Source organism: Streptomyces sp. 6-11-2 (genome assembly GCF_006540305.1).
Lineage (GTDB): Bacteria > Actinomycetota > Actinomycetes > Streptomycetales > Streptomycetaceae > Streptomyces.
In genome coordinates, this window is record NZ_BJOR01000001.1 from 6586626 (window position 1) to 6600363 (window position 13738).

Annotated in this window: 17 protein-coding genes and 1 pseudogene; 10 read left to right on the forward strand and 8 right to left on the reverse strand. The window is 69.9% G+C overall.

All coding sequences use genetic code 11. The annotated features are described in order from the left end of the window. Window positions 1–710 precede the first annotated feature (710 nt). The 4 genes from TNCT6_RS29365 to TNCT6_RS29385 all read left to right on the forward strand — a co-directional run bounded on the left by TNCT6_RS29365 (window position 711) and on the right by TNCT6_RS29385 (window position 2344). Window positions 711–1151: a nuclear transport factor 2 family protein gene (locus TNCT6_RS29365; protein WP_141363789.1), complete on the forward strand. Its 441-nt coding sequence runs from the start codon at window positions 711–713 to the stop codon at window positions 1149–1151. Window positions 1152–1357: 206 nt separating this feature from the next. After that, window positions 1358–1651, forward strand: a complete 294-nt coding sequence (locus TNCT6_RS29375) for a hypothetical protein (RefSeq protein ID WP_253266260.1) — start codon at window positions 1358–1360, stop codon at window positions 1649–1651. Between the two features lie 50 nt (window positions 1652–1701). Beyond that, window positions 1702–1920: a hypothetical protein gene (locus tag TNCT6_RS29380; RefSeq protein ID WP_141363791.1), complete on the forward strand. Its 219-nt coding sequence runs from the start codon at window positions 1702–1704 to the stop codon at window positions 1918–1920. A gap of 67 nt (window positions 1921–1987) precedes the next feature. Then, window positions 1988–2344, forward strand: a complete 357-nt coding sequence (locus tag TNCT6_RS29385; RefSeq protein WP_141363793.1) for a hypothetical protein — start codon at window positions 1988–1990, stop codon at window positions 2342–2344. Here the strand turns inward: TNCT6_RS29385 and TNCT6_RS29390 are convergent. Then, on the reverse strand, window positions 2341–3255 hold the full coding sequence (locus TNCT6_RS29390; RefSeq protein WP_141363795.1) for a Ku protein: 915 nt from the start codon (window positions 3253–3255) through the stop codon (window positions 2341–2343). The two genes, TNCT6_RS29385 and TNCT6_RS29390, sit on opposite strands and share 4 nt — an antisense overlap. 320 nt (window positions 3256–3575) lie before the next feature. Here TNCT6_RS29390 and TNCT6_RS29395 point away from each other — a divergent pair, with 320 nt between their 5' ends. After that, entirely contained in the window at window positions 3576–3833 is a 258-nt protein-coding gene (locus TNCT6_RS29395) for a hypothetical protein (protein ID WP_141363797.1), read from the forward strand. A gap of 339 nt (window positions 3834–4172) precedes the next feature. Continuing rightward, window positions 4173–4802 (forward strand): DinB family protein, encoded by a 630-nt coding sequence (locus TNCT6_RS29405; RefSeq protein ID WP_141363800.1) that lies wholly within the window; start codon window positions 4173–4175, stop codon window positions 4800–4802. A gap of 345 nt (window positions 4803–5147) precedes the next feature. Here TNCT6_RS29405 and TNCT6_RS29410 read toward each other — a convergent pair whose 3' ends face one another. From TNCT6_RS29410 to TNCT6_RS41165, 4 genes and pseudogenes are all read right to left on the reverse strand, one after another. After that, on the reverse strand, window positions 5148–5486 hold the full coding sequence (locus TNCT6_RS29410; protein WP_253266261.1) for a hypothetical protein: 339 nt from the start codon (window positions 5484–5486) through the stop codon (window positions 5148–5150). A gap of 183 nt (window positions 5487–5669) precedes the next feature. Continuing rightward, window positions 5670–5987 (reverse strand): hypothetical protein, encoded by a 318-nt coding sequence (locus TNCT6_RS29415; protein WP_141363802.1) that lies wholly within the window; start codon window positions 5985–5987, stop codon window positions 5670–5672. 25 nt (window positions 5988–6012) lie between these two features. Beyond that, the gene (locus TNCT6_RS41160) at window positions 6013–6363 is read right to left on the reverse strand and encodes a hypothetical protein (RefSeq protein WP_253266492.1); all 351 of its coding nucleotides are present in this window, start codon (window positions 6361–6363) and stop codon (window positions 6013–6015) included. A 38-nt stretch (window positions 6364–6401) separates the two neighbouring features. After that, window positions 6402–6575: pseudogene (locus TNCT6_RS41165) on the reverse strand (GH25 family lysozyme); the annotation flags it as partial. Window positions 6576–7038: 463 nt separating this feature from the next. On the opposite strand from TNCT6_RS41165, the gene TNCT6_RS40130 reads away from it, so the two are divergent. After that, a complete protein-coding gene (locus TNCT6_RS40130; RefSeq protein WP_172633085.1) occupies window positions 7039–7215 on the forward strand; it encodes a hypothetical protein in 177 nt (58 codons plus the stop codon). A 2-nt stretch (window positions 7216–7217) separates the two neighbouring features. After that, window positions 7218–8258, forward strand: coding sequence for an NUDIX domain-containing protein (locus TNCT6_RS29430; protein ID WP_141363808.1), 1041 nt, complete (start codon window positions 7218–7220; stop codon window positions 8256–8258). Between the two features lie 9 nt (window positions 8259–8267). On the opposite strand, the gene TNCT6_RS29435 is transcribed toward TNCT6_RS29430, so the two are convergent. Further along, a complete protein-coding gene (locus TNCT6_RS29435) occupies window positions 8268–9338 on the reverse strand; it encodes a protein kinase family protein (RefSeq protein WP_141363809.1) in 1071 nt (356 codons plus the stop codon). 161 nt (window positions 9339–9499) lie between these two features. After that, entirely contained in the window at window positions 9500–10855 is a 1356-nt protein-coding gene (locus TNCT6_RS29440) for a dipeptidase (protein WP_141363811.1), read from the reverse strand. Between the two features lie 217 nt (window positions 10856–11072). Here TNCT6_RS29440 and TNCT6_RS29445 point away from each other — a divergent pair, with 217 nt between their 5' ends. Continuing rightward, window positions 11073–12317 carry a geranylgeranyl reductase family protein gene (locus TNCT6_RS29445; RefSeq protein WP_141363813.1) on the forward strand — a complete coding sequence of 415 codons (1245 nt, stop codon included), beginning with the start codon at window positions 11073–11075 and terminating at the stop codon, window positions 12315–12317. Here the strand turns inward: TNCT6_RS29445 and TNCT6_RS29450 are convergent. After that, window positions 12307–12723 (reverse strand): nitroreductase family deazaflavin-dependent oxidoreductase, encoded by a 417-nt coding sequence (locus TNCT6_RS29450; RefSeq protein WP_141366900.1) that lies wholly within the window; start codon window positions 12721–12723, stop codon window positions 12307–12309. The two genes, TNCT6_RS29445 and TNCT6_RS29450, sit on opposite strands and share 11 nt — an antisense overlap. A 190-nt stretch (window positions 12724–12913) precedes the next feature. Here TNCT6_RS29450 and TNCT6_RS29455 point away from each other — a divergent pair, with 190 nt between their 5' ends. Beyond that, on the forward strand, window positions 12914–13603 hold the full coding sequence (locus TNCT6_RS29455; protein WP_141363815.1) for a TetR/AcrR family transcriptional regulator: 690 nt from the start codon (window positions 12914–12916) through the stop codon (window positions 13601–13603). The last annotated feature ends 135 nt before the right edge of the window (window positions 13604–13738 follow it).

The following is a 13738-nucleotide window of genomic DNA, read 5'->3' on the forward strand; positions in this document are numbered from 1 at the left end:
GGTGCTATGTAGACCTACCCCTCAAGATCACCGGCAATGCGTACGCTTCGCCCGTGCGGAGAGTGCCGCCACCGCGACTACACACACGGCCTTCAAAAACGCCTGGCCGCGAGAGAGCGGCGACGAGGGACCGCCGAGCGCACGGCGATCAAGGGCACCCGGCGCCGGCACCTTCACGACCTGGAATGGAACACACTGCCGAACGGGGCCTTCGTCCCGCACGACGGGACACCGGCACTGGTGCTGGACTCGGAGCTAATCGAGTGGACCGAACGCGGCTACCAGAACCGCAGGCCCCGCCCCGCGCGGGCAGGCCGAGGTCATCACCCCGCCCTCGATCCTCGCGATCCTGCGCGCGGGCTACCGTGCCCAGATCGACGAGGCAGCCGTCTCCCGCTAAAGGACCACCGCTGTGCTCCAGGCCCGGCACGGCGCAGGACCGCTACTACCAAGCCTTTCACCTGCACCGTCACAGTCGGCGCATGCGCTTGACACTCCTCAGCGCCCTCCCAATTCTTTGAGTTTGACAGCCCAAAAAAGTGCATAAAGTGGGTTTCGCTACCCAATGGAGGAGAGCGTCTCATGACGGTGCAGAACGAGTCCGGCGCACGTGATGAAACGCTCATGCAGGCACCAGGCACCGGCGCCCCCGCGCCCTGGCCGGTGCCGAACGCGATCCGACGACAGACGAACACGAGGAGAGCGCAGAGATGACGCCGAACAACACCGACGAGCAAATCCGCCACATCTTCGACGAGTGGCACCGGGCCGTCAAGGACCAGGACGCCGAGGGCATGGCCGCCCTCTACGCGCACGACGGGGTGCTCGAGACCCCGGCCGTGCTGGCCCTGTGGCCCGAGCGCGAGGACGCCGTCGTGCACGGCAGAGACGCCATCGCGCAGTTCTTCGCGCAAAGCTTCCAAGCCCGCAGCGGCGAAGGGGTCTTCGAGGACTGGTTCCGCAGCGGGCAATACTTCTCCGACGGGCGGTTGCTGATCTGGGAGTACCCACGCAAAACCCCGAAGGGCGACCAGACGGACGTCATCGAGTCCATGGATCTCGAGAACGGGCTGATCGCCCACCACCGCGTCTACTGGGGATGGGTGGGGTTCAACAAGCTCCACAAAGCCATCAACAAGGCCCGACAGTAGGCAGCACCGGTTGCCTGCAGGTTCACGGCCGGGGCGCCCGCTGCTGCAGCTGTCGGGCGCCCTGCCAAAATCCCGAAGGAGCGGCCCGGCGCGTTCACGTCCCAGGAAGGAATTGCCCCCTCCGCATACTGCTTGTCGGGAACTGTGCACCCCATGGAGTAATAGTCAAGATCTGTGGATCGTTGAAGTTATCGTCTGATGCTCCGTTGCCATCGGATCTCACCTTCGTGCCGTTCGTCGGTGGGTGTGAGCCCTGCGGCAGTGGCGACGGCAGCGGATTCATCGAGCCGGTCGTGGCTTTCAGCCTCGCCAATCGAAGCGAGGGCGAGACCGCGGTGATTCGCGTTCATCTGTCCTTGGAGGCGGCACCCCCGTGGCAACAGGGTGACGACGGGGCTGACATCTACCAGTACGTAGTGGAGGTCAGGATGGACGCCGCGGAGCTGTTTCGCGCGGCTGACCAGTGGGACCTCTCTCTGGCTTCCCTCCCGCCCCGCTGATCCTGACCCGCTGCGATGCGCCCTGCCCGGTGCGGCGGCAGGATGGTGGCATGGCTGGTCGCGTGGTTGTTCACCCGCTCGGGGAGGTCGGTGGTCGGCGGGTCACTGTCGACGGGATCGCCATCGGTACGGCGTACAGCATCCAGGACCTGGTCGTGTTCCTTGAGCATGCCGGTCTGGAGGGCTGGGACGAGTTGGATGTAGCCGGGTCGGACATGATCGAGTGGCGCGGCGGCGGGCCGGACGTCTGGCGGCACCCGTCATCCTGACCGCCGCGTCGGTCCAGTCATGAGGGTGGCGCGGGCGCCGGATTCTGATGACCCTACCCTCACCCCCATGACCGACAATGAGCGCCCGATCACCCGAGACGACTACGAGCGCGTCTGCATCCTGCTTCACGCGTACCGCATCCGGGACCTCGACGACAGCGAACTTCTCTGGGAACTCCTTCACCGCATGCACGAGGATCGAAACCGCCGGCTGGTGGACCTGGACAATCTCGTCGGCGACGAGGGCGTAGCGCGGGAGACGCACCATGCGGTTCTTGTAATGGAAGCCCTGGCCAGGGGTAAGTCGACGATTCCCGCCCTTGAGCGCGCGCCGCTCATCGTCTGTGGTACTCCGGGATGTCCCGAGTACACGTACGGCGCTCTGTGTCCGGCCTGCGAGCTGAAGCTGATGGGCTCGGACTAGGCGCTGCGCGGCCGTCGCGCGGACTTCTTCACCGTCTTCTGTGCGGTGGCCTCCTTGGCCGGCTGCTGCTTTGCGGCGGTCTTCTTCTTCGGTACCGGCATCTCGTGCACGTCGGCCTCCGCCTCGCCGCGCGCGGCCTTCGCTTTCTCCACGGACGCGTTCAGCGCCGCCATCAGGTCCAGCACCTGCCCCGGCTCGGCCTCCGGCTCCGGCACCGCGGGCGGCTCCCGGTGCTCGCGCTTGGCCTCGATGATCCGCTCCAGAGCCTCCGTGTACTGGTCGACGAAGTCCGGCCCAGTCAGGTCGTCGCGCGCCATCGTCTCCATCAGTGCGAGCGCGCCGTCGATCTCGCCCTCGTCGATGTCCACAGTCGGCGGGTACAACTCCTCCGGGGAACGGATCTCGTCCGGCCAGCGCATGGAATGCAGCACCAGCACGTCATCCCGCACCCGCAGCAGACCCAGGCGCTCCCTCCCGCTCCACGCGTACTTCGCGACGGCCACCTTCGACGAGCGGCCCAGCGCCTGCACCAGCAGCTTGTACGGCTTCGCGGCGACGGCACCGTCCGGGGCGAGGTAGTAGCCCTCACCGATCCGGATCGGGTCCACCGAGTCCAGCGGCACGAAACTGTCGATCTCGATCGCCTTGGCGGTGGGCAGTGGCAGGTTGCTCAGCTCGGCGTCGGTGATGGGGATGACCTGGTCCTTCGTCCACTCGTAGCCCTTGCCGATCTCGGACTGCTGGACCTCGCGCCCCTCGATCTCGCACACCTTCCGCACGCGGACCCTGCCCATGTCGGCAAGGTGGTACTGGTGGAGGCGCACGCTGTGGTCTTCGGTGCCGCTGACCACGCGGATCGGCACCGTGACTAGGCCGAAGCTGATCGCGCCAGACCAGATGGTTCGGGGCATGGGAAGACCTCCACTGCAGGCCCCGAGCAGGATCAGGCTACGCCGCGGCGCACCCGGGCCACCAAGCATGAGCGCCCGACCGTGGTGGTCGGGCGCTCGGGTTACGCGGAGTCTGTGACCCTTGGCCTTGCGGCTCGGGCGTCGCGCACCGCCTCCGGTTATCCCTGTTGCCAGCGACTTCCTACACGGGCCCTGAGGGCCTTCCCCGCGCGCGTCAGGTCGGCGTTCGCGTCATGCCGTGCGCCCAGAATGCCAGAACAGCCTCATCCCCGCTCGGCTCCCGCTAGGTTGGCGCCTCACCGCACACCCTGGGGGACGATATGAAAGCCGTCTGGACACTCCTCACCTTCCTCTTCGGCCTGTTCACGCTCGGAGCCGTCGGCAGCACCATCCAGGCAGTACAGAACAGCCCGTCCGGAGCCCACAACAGCTACAGCATCGGCAGCGGCATCATCGACGGTCTTCTCCGCGTCCTCTTCATCGCGGCCCTCGCGCTCGCCACCAGGGCCTGCTACCAGCGAGCCTCCCGTACCAGCCAGTCTGCGCCCGGCCCTGACAAGCGGCCCTGGCAGCGGTGACACGACAGCGCCCACCTCGACGGGGGATGCGAGGTGGGCGTAGGGCCAGTGTGGCACAGGGCTGGGCAGGACGGCCGTGTCCCACGTAGCGTGTCCGCACCCAAGCCGAGGGAGAGACCATGAACGACGACACCACCTGGGGCTAGGAGGGGGTCGGCGGGGATCGGCTCATTCACTGTGTCAACTACGGCATCCGCCTGGTGGGCGGAGCGTTGGGGACCTGCCTCGGCATCCGGAAGGCGCTGTTAATCGCGGGCGCCAGCGGCAAGCTGTCGTTACTGTGGCTGCTGCCCTCGCCAACATCCGCAGTCCGCTATCTCGCGAGGTGAAGGAGGAGTGATGAGCCGTCAGGTCGCCACGCCAGCGCGCCTGGTGACACTGCTGGACCAGTTCGACTTCGGCTGCGAGCGCCTGCTCGGCCGGATCAACGGGCCGGTGGTGGACAGTGGCAACGGAGTCGAGGTCGAAGCCACCCCGATGACCGACGGGGAATACCTCTGGGAGCCGGTGCCCGACTGCTGGTCGGTCCGCCGCCACGTGGACGGGCCGGGAGCACGCGCCACCCTGCTGGTGGGGGCGGGCGACTGGGGCCGGGACTCGGCGGCCTCGCCGCACCCCGTGCCGCCGCCCTTCACCACTATCGCCTGGCGGCTGACCCACCTCGGCGAGATGCTGGCCGTCCGCGCCGACCACGCCAACGGCACCCACACCCTCACGAAGGACGACTTCCGGGTCAGCCCTGACGCCGCCGGGGCGATCGCGAGCTTCTCGGCCGCCGCCGCAGCCTGGCGCGAGGCGCTGCTCGCCGCCGACAACGCCGTGCTCGACAAGATCGGCCACTGCACGTACCCGCACGGCAGCGACCCGGAGGAACCATTCATCGACGTCATCTGGTGGGTGAACCAGGAACTCCTGCACCACGGAGCCGAGATCGCCCTGCTGCGCGACCTCTACCGGTACCAGGCGTAGGAGCGCTTCCCAGTTACCGGCAACCCGCCTGCGTTTCGTGATCATTCCTGCCGGATGATATCGGTATGCGTAGCGGGATGAGCTGTTCGAGGTCGAGTCGGCGCCCCACGAAAGAACGCCCCCGCCTCCACGCCCGCAGGCAGAGAAACGGGGGCGCAACGAGTCTCACTCAGGCTCGTCGTCCGGCGGCCAGTCCGGCTCCCGGAACAGGCCCTCCCACTGCGGCCGCTCCAGAGACGGCCGAGCGGACCTACCAGCAGCAGCCGTCGCCTCCTTCACGGTCCTCGCTGGCCGCGGAGGCCGCTCAACTGCACGCATCCGAACTCCCTTCACACGGGCAGGCGCCTACTCGGCATCCTCCGGCGGTGGCGGCGGAGCGATCGGCCGCTGCGCCCGGCGCACCGTCCGCGTCGCCAACACCAGCAGACCGCTGATCACCAGCAACAGGATCACCCGCGCCACACGCAGGAACGGAGCGGCAGGCGAGTGGATCCCCACCAGAGTGATCGTCACCGTGTACGCGCCCAGACCGAGGATCGTGGCCACGAAACAGATCAGATACCAGCCCATCGCAGTCGTCCGCCACGGGCGGATCCGTGCGTACGTCACCAGGAAAACACCCGCGACGACCACGATCAGCCCCGACGCCCCCGCATTCACGATCATCGACCACGTCAGCGTCACAACGGGCGCCTCCCCTCATACGTCGCGCGGATCAACTCCCCGAGGTGATTGCGCTGCTGCACCCCCCGCAGGAGATCTGCCGCCGCCTGCACGGCCGGCCCCCGCGCCTCCCCCCACAGCCGATCGTGCTGCGCCCGCTCCAGAGCCGACGCCGCGGCCTGCTGCCCGCGGGTCGGCTTCCGCTTACGAGACACCGCCTGGCGTAGACGCCCCATCCACCTCCGCACCCGAGCTCACCCCCTGACCGTCCGGCCGGGGAAGTGACGTCAGGATGTGGCCCGCAGTGCGTGAGAGCTCCAGCAGCTCACCAACCTGCTGCTGGGCCACCTGCCGGGCCTTCTCGGATTCCGTGTGAGCCTGGCGCCAGGTGTCACGCTCCTGCCTCATGTCGAGGTAGAGCCGCCGCGGGACGAGCTTGCCCGTGAGCACGAGCAGGACGGCCAGCCCGAGGAGGCCGGTGGTGCCCACCGTTGCCCAACCGGCCCCGATCAGAGCGCTCACACCGGCCTTCCTCTCCACTGATGGATCACGTGCCCGGCTCGACCGCCGCGTGCTTGCCGCCTCCGGTGGAGGTGGCAAGCTCGATCCCCGTCGCGATCCCGGACGGCCGCCACACGGTGTGGTAGGCGGCGCCGATCACGATGACGGCGATGAGCATGCAGGTGATGGCGCGCTTGCCCGTGAACTCGTCGTTGAAGTAGGCGGTCCCGAGGCCGTCGCCGGCCGCGACGAGGAGCATGAAGAGGCCCTTGACGGCGCCGGACCAGCGGGGCTGGTTGACGATCGCGATGACGGGCGGCAGGAGGAAGGCGAGGGCGGCCGCCCACAGTTGCGCATCGGTCGGTTGCCCTCCACTGCGGCGTCCTGGTTCGGCCACGCGAAGTGGTACGCGCCGGGCACGAGCCCGGCCGCCTGGATGCCCTTGATGTGGGTCGCGAACCGGCTGTCGTGCGTCTTCTGACCCTCGGACGCCTTGGCGAACGCGAAGACCACGCCGTCGCGCGCGTGGGCGGCCCAGTCCTGTCCGGCCTGGTAGGCGGAGACGTCGACGCCTCGGCAAGTGCTGGTCATGAGGTGCCTCCAGGGCATAGAGAAAGCCCCTCGGAGGCGAGGGGCTTGGGAGACGGCAGGGAGAGTAATGATCAGCGGCCGATCCACAGGACACCCATGGCAGCGCAGAAGACGCCAGGGCCAGCGTTGGTTGGCAGTGAGTTGCCGCCGGGGCCAGTTGTGGAGGAGTGGGCGGCGAAGACCTCGACGTAATCCGTCGTCCCGTTCAGTGTGCAGATCGCGCTTGTCTGCATGCCGCTCAGTACAGCCTGTGACGGGTCAAAAGATGCACCCGATCCGGCAACGGCGCGAAGGAGCGGCCGGTCCGTCCGCGGTACGAGCGGTGGGCGCGGCCGGAGATCCCTGCGGTGGAGGAGATGGCGGGTGAGGACATCTACCGGCTGCGGCACTGGCACAAGGCCCTGTTGGACGAGCCGGGCGCGGATGTGGCGCGGGTGGCGATCGAGGGACGGATGGGCCAGAACTGCCGGGTGTGGAGGGGGTGTACAGCGAGGTGACGGTCGGGATGGAGGAGCGGATTGTGGAGTATCTGCAGGGCGTCTGGGAGAAGGAGGTAGTGGGGGCTGGAATGTGGGAGGCACCGTTTCCCATGCCTCTCCCAGATGATCTGTTGGATGAGGCCCCGCCGCTGTTCAGCGGCCTACCGGTGTTGGAGTAGGGATGATCGTCTGGATCAACGGCGCTTTCGGTGCGGGGAAGACGACCACCGCACGGGAACTGATCGAACTGATCCCGAACAGTACGCTCTTCGACCCCGAGGTCATCGGCGGTGCGCTGACGTATCTGCTGCCGCCCAAACATCTCGCCGAGGTCGGCGACTACCAGGATCTGCCGATCTGGCGGCGCATGGTGATCGACACGGCGGCCGCGATGCTCGCCGAGCTGGGCGGAACCCTCGTGGTGCCCATGACCCTGCTGCGCCAGGAGCACCGCGACGAGATCTTCGGCGGGCTCGCCGCCCGCCGCATCGCCGTGCGGCATGTACTCCTCGCCCCGGCCGAAACGATCCTGCGGGAGCGGATAGCCCACCGGGAGGTCCCGCCCGACCTGCCCGACGGCGAGATGCGCGTCCGCCAGTGGGCCTACGACCACATCGAGCCCTACCGGACCGCGCTGGCCTCCTGGCTCACCGCCGACGCCCACCCCGTCGACACCAGCGCCCTCACCCCGCACGAGACGGCGGTCCGCGTCGTCGAGGCCGTCAGCAGCGGTGCCGTGCCCGTCTGCGACATCGTGCAGACCCCGGAGCCCACGGCCGAGACCGTCGCCTCCGGGGTGCTCCTGTTCGACGAACGGGACCGCGTACTGCTCGTCGACCCCACCTACAAGCCCGGCTGGGAGTTCCCCGGCGGTGTCGTCGAACCCGGCGAGGCACCGGCCCGTGCGGGAATGCGCGAGGTCGCCGAGGAGACGGGGGTGCGGCTGGACGACGTGCCCCGGCTGCTCGTCGTCGACTGGGAGCCGCCCGCGCCCCCCGCCTTCGGCGGTCTGCGCTTCCTCTTCGACGGCGGCCGGCTGAACTCCGCGGCGGCCCAGCGACTGCTGCTGCCCGGACCCGAGCTGCGCGCCTGCCGCTTCGTCACCGAGCGGGAGGCCGCCGACCTGCTCCCGCCCGTCCGCTACGCCCGGCTGCGCTGGGCACTGCGGGCCCGCGAGCGCGGCGCGGCGGCGTACCTGGAGGCGGGCGTCCCGGTCGGCTGACGCCCGCGCCTAAGCGGAATGCATGGAATGCGCCGAATGTGTGAGGCTGTCGCCGACGCTTCGCAGTTCCTCGTACGGATAGGGGGTCAGCCTGCTCTCCTTGCGCAGGCGGTCGTGGAAGGCGTTCAGGCGCGCGGCGATCGGCGCGTGACGGGTCAGAAGCGCCGCGGCCGCCGCCGGGACGCCCTCGGGCCGCGCGCCTTCGGCGCAGGCGCGGACGAAGGCCCGGCGTTCCTCCAGGTCGTCTGCATACAGGGCGTTGACCAGCCAGTTCACCAGGTGCGTGACGGTGTAGGCGCGGTCGTAGCCGCGGTGCCGGCCGAAGAACTCGCGCTCCCGCTCGGTGAGCCGGAACCGGTCGCTCAGCGCGAGACCGAAGTCGGAGAGGTACAGCCGGGTGCCGTCGGTGAGGATGTTGTGGAAATGCGCGTCCAGGTGCAGCAGCCGGTGCTCGTGCAGGAAGCCGGTGAGGGCCTCAAGGCCGGCTTCGACGAACTCGCACGCGCTGTCCGCCGCGTCGCCGCGCAGCCGGGCGGCGAGCCAGTCGTCCGCGGTGTACGGCACGTACTCGAGGAACAGGACCAGGCTCGCGGTGGCCGTGCGCAGGGCCTCGATGCGGTGCTCCACCTGCGGGGCGCCGCCCCAGTAGGCGACGGTCCGCTCCACGTCGGCCAGCAGCTCCGGCAGCGGTCCGGGCGTGTCGGGCAGCGCCCGCCAGTGGTGCAGCAGGGGGAAGCCGGAGAAGCGGCCGGAGAGCACCCAGTTCGTCGTCATGTGGTGCGCGGCTAGCTCCCGCCACGCCCCGAGTCCGGGGCTGCCGATGCCGTAGTGGAAGTAGGGCGGCAGGTCGAAGAGGTTCGCGGTCGACCGCAGGTGGTCGGTGAGCCGTTCGACGTCGGTCAGGCGCACGTACTTGACGAAGACCTGGTGGCCGTCCACGTCGACGATCGCGGAACGGCCGCCGATCCCGGTGCCGAACGGCTTGCCGCCCGCGAGGAGTTGAGCGAGTTCGCTGTCGCTGAGGAGCGAGAGGGCGGTGGCGATGTCGGTGTGTGCCGCGATGCGGGTGGAGAGGGTCATGATCCCATCCTCATCCGGACGCCGGGCGCTCGTCGGCCCCTTTTGCCTCGGGAACGGCACGCCTTGGCACAGGAGTTGAACGTCGAGGCCGTCGTGAGTGCGTCCGCGGCCCGGGTCCTCCGTCGTACGGCGGAGGACCCGGGCCGCGGACGGAGCGAGGGTCAGCTCGCCGCGTAGTTGCGCAGGAACAGGGCCTCCGCCACCGACAGGCGCTCCAGCTCCTCGGGGGAGACGCTCTCGTTCAGCGCGTGGATCTGCGCCTCCGGCTCGCTCAGGCCGATCAGCAGGATCTCGGCCTGCGGGTAGAGCGCGGCGAGGGTGTTGCACAGCGGGATGGAGCCGCCCTGACCGGCGTACTGCATGTCCTGACCGGGGTAGGCGACCGCCATCGCGTCGGCCATCGCCCGGTAGGCCGGGCTGGTGGTGTCGGCGCGGAAGGCCTGGCCCTGGCCGATCTGCTCGGTGCGCACCCGGGCGCCCCACGGCGTGTGGGCCTCCAGGTGGGCCTGGAGCAGCTTGGTCGCCTCGCCCGCGTCGACGCCCGGCGGCACCCGCAGGCTGACCAGGGCGCGGGCGCCGGCCTGCACGGACGGGGTGGCGCCGACGACCGGCGGGCAGTCGATGCCGAGCACGGTGACGGCCGGGCGGGCCCAGATGCGGTCGGCGACCGTGCCGGAGCCGATCAGCTCCACGCCGTCCAGCACCTTGGCGTCCTTGCGGAACTGCTCCTCCTCGTAGGCCAGGCCGTCCCAGACGGAGTCGCCGGACAGGCCGTCGACAGTCGTCGAGCCGTCCTCGGCGCGCAGCGAGTCCAGCACACGGATCAGCGCCGCGAGCGCGTCCGGGGCGGCACCGCCGAACTGGCCGGAGTGCAGGTTGCCTTCGAGGGTGTCGACCTGGATCCGGACCAGGGTCATGCCGCGCAGGGTGCTGGTGACGGTGGGCAGACCGACGCGGAAGTTGCCGGTGTCGCCGATCACGATGGTGTCGGCCGTCAGGAGTTCGGGGTGCTCCTCGGCGTAGCGCTCCAGGCCGCCGGTGCCCTGCTCCTCGGAGCCTTCAGCTATCACCTTGACGTTGACCGGGACGCCGCCGTCGGCCTTCAGGGCGCGCAGGGCGAGCAGGTGCATGATGAGGCCGCCCTTGCAGTCGGCGGCGCCGCGCCCGTACCAGCGGCCGTCACGCTCGGTCAGCTCGAAGGGCGGGCTGGTCCAGCCGGCCTCGTCCAGCGGCGGCTGCACGTCGTAGTGGGCGTAGAGCAGGACCGTCTTCGCGCCCTCCGGGCCGGGCAGGTAGCCGTACACCGACTGGGTGCCGTCCGGGGTGTCGAGCAGGGCCACGTCGGTGAAGCCCTCGGCGCGCAGCGCGTCGGCGATCCAGTTCGCGGCGCCCTCGCTCTCGCTCTTCGGGTACTGGTCGAAGTCCGCCACCGACTGGAAGGCAACCAGCTCGGCGAGTTCCGCCCGTGCCCTGGGCATGAGGGAGGCGACGGTCTCGGCGACCGGATTCGACGACATGGGCACGCTCCTTGTAGGTGCGAAGGCGCACTCGTGAGTACCCAGAGTGATACTTGCGAGCACTTCTGTATTCCGGATGATCGTGTCAGCGTAGGCGCGACCCGGTGTACGGGGCACGTACGCTGCTGATCCTCCCACAGCGGCCCACTGCCGGTGCCGCCGTAGGATGCGGGAGACAGCAGCGGCAGGCGGCTTGGATCGGGAGCGGTAGACCATCGTGAGCAGCGAGAACTCTTCGGCGGACGACGTGCAGCAGGTGTGGGACGTCGTCGTGGTGGGCGCGGGACCCGCGGGGGCCTCGGCCGCCTACGCGGCGGCGGTCGCGGGGCGGCGCGTGCTGTTGCTGGAGAAGGCGGAGCTGCCCCGGTACAAGACGTGCGGCGGCGGGATCATCGGCCCCTCGCGCGACTCGCTGCCGCCCGGCTTCGAGCTCCCGCTCAAGGACCGCGTGCACGCGGTGACCTTCTCCCACAACGGCCGCTTCACCCGCACCCGCCGGTCCAAGCAGATGCTGTTCGGGCTGATCAACCGGCCCGAGTTCGACCAGCAGTTGGTCGAGCACGCGCAGAAGGCGGGCGCCGAGCTGCGGACCGGCGTCGCGGTCTCCCGGGTCGAGCAGCACGGTTCGGCGGTGCCGGACCGGCGCACGGTCGCCGTGGTGCTCCAGGGCGGTGAGACGGTGCTCGCGCGCTCGGTGGTCGGCGCCGACGGCAGCGCCGGCCGGATAGGAGCGCATGTCGGGGTGAAGGTGGACCAGGTGGACCTCGGCCTGGAGGCGGAGATCCCGGTGCCCGAGACCGTCGCCGAGGACTGGCGCGGGCGGGTGCTCATCGACTGGGGCCCGATGCCCGGCAGTTACGGCTGGGTCTTCCCCAAGGCGGACACGCTGACCGTCGGGGTGATCTCGGCGCGCGGCGAAGGCGCCGCCACCAAGCGGTACTTGGAGGACTTCATCGCCCGGCTGGGCCTGGCGGGGTTCGAACCGAGCATCTCCTCGGGCCATCTGACCCGCTGTCGCGCCGAGGACTCGCCGCTCTCGCGCGGGCGGGTGCTGGTGTGCGGGGACGCGGCCGGACTCCTCGAGCCGTGGACGCGCGAGGGTATCTCCTTCGCGCTCAGGTCCGGGCGGCTCGCGGGGGAGTGGGCGGTGCGCGTCGCCGAGGCGCACGACGCGGTGGACACGCGCCGGCAGGCCCTGAACTACGCGTTCGCGATCAAGGCGGGACTGGGCGTGGAGATGGCCGTCGGCAAGCGGATGCTCGCCGTGTTCGAGCGCCGGCCGGGCATCTTCCACGCCGTCCTGACCGGCTTCCGGCCCGCCTGGAAGGCGTTCAAGGACATCACGCGGGGCTCCACCTCGCTCGGCGAGATCGTCCGCACCCATCCCATGGCCCACCGCGCCCTGACCGCGCTGGACCGGCGGCAGGCCCCGCCCGCGGCCGAGGAGACGGTCAGTTCCTGACCGTGATACGGAAGACCGGGTGGTCGGGGGCGGACGCGGTGATCTCCTCGTCGGGGGACTTCGCCGTCACGCCCTTGAAGTACCCGTCGACCTGCCAGCCCCACCTCTCCAGATAGGTCCGCAGGATCGGGAGCTTCTCCGCGTCGGGCAGCTCCACCGCGGTGAACTCGCGGACCGTGCGCCCGACGCGCAGTTCCCCGCCGCCCGCCGCGCGCATGTTGCGCACCCACTGGGAGTGGCCGCGCGCCGAGACGAGGTACTGCCCGCCCTCGTACGTGTGCGGGTTGACCGGAATGCGCTGCGGCTCGCCGCTCTTGCGACCGCGGACCGACAGCTCGGCCGAGCCGGCGAGGCTCAGCCCGCGGCGGGCCAGCCAGCCGATGACGCCGTTGAGGCGGACGGCCATCGGGCTGCCCTTGAGGTAGTACGGCGACGAGGACGACGAAGAGGAGGAAGAAGACGACACGATGACCCCCACGGGTTCGGGAGAGCAGTGCTCTCGCTCGATGAACAGTGTGGGGTGGATCGGTGATCCAAAGCAAGAGCACTGCTCTTTTTTGTGTGCAGTGCTCTGAGTTCATGGAACACTGGTCCGTATGAGCACCGCACAGGGAGCCCGCGCCCGGGCCAGGACGGAGATCACCGCGGCGATCAAGGATGAGGCCCGCAGACAGCTCGCGGCCGAGGGCGCCGCGAAACTCTCGCTGCGTGCCGTGGCCCGCGCACTCGGTATGGTCTCCTCCGCGCTGTACCGCTACTTCCCGAGCCGTGACGACCTGCTGACCGCGCTCATCATCGACGCCTACGACTCCGTGGGCGAGGCCGCGGAGGCCGCGAACGCGGACGCGTCCGGCGCCGAGCCCCTGGCGCGCTGGACCGCCGTGTGCGAGGCGGTGCGCGGCTGGGCGCTCGCCCACCCGCACGAGTACGCCCTCATCTACGGTTCCCCCGTGCCCGGCTACACCGCCCCGATGACCACCGTCCCGGCCGCGGCCCGTGTCGGTCTGGTCCTCATCGGCATCGTGCGCGAGGCCCACGAGCGGCACGGGTTGACCGTGCCGCCGCTCCCCGCCGAGCTGCGGGGCGAGGCCGAGCGGATGACCGAGGACCTCGCGCCCGGTCTGCCGCCCGAGGTGGGGGCCGCCCTCGTCGCCGCCTGGGCGCAGCTCTTCGGGCTGGTCGGGTTCGAGCTGTTCGGACAGTTCAACCGGGTGGTGGAGGACCGCGAGCCGTTCTTCCGGCACGCGATGGTCCGGCTCGCGCACGGGATCGGCCTGGGAACCTGACCACCGCCGCCACCGGCCGCGCACCCGCGAGGGCGCGCACTTCCGGCGTCCGCCAGGGCGCGTGCTTCCGCGCACCCGCGAGGGCGCGTACTCCCCGGGAAGTACGTGTGATCACCTCGCTCGGCTGACGCCCCC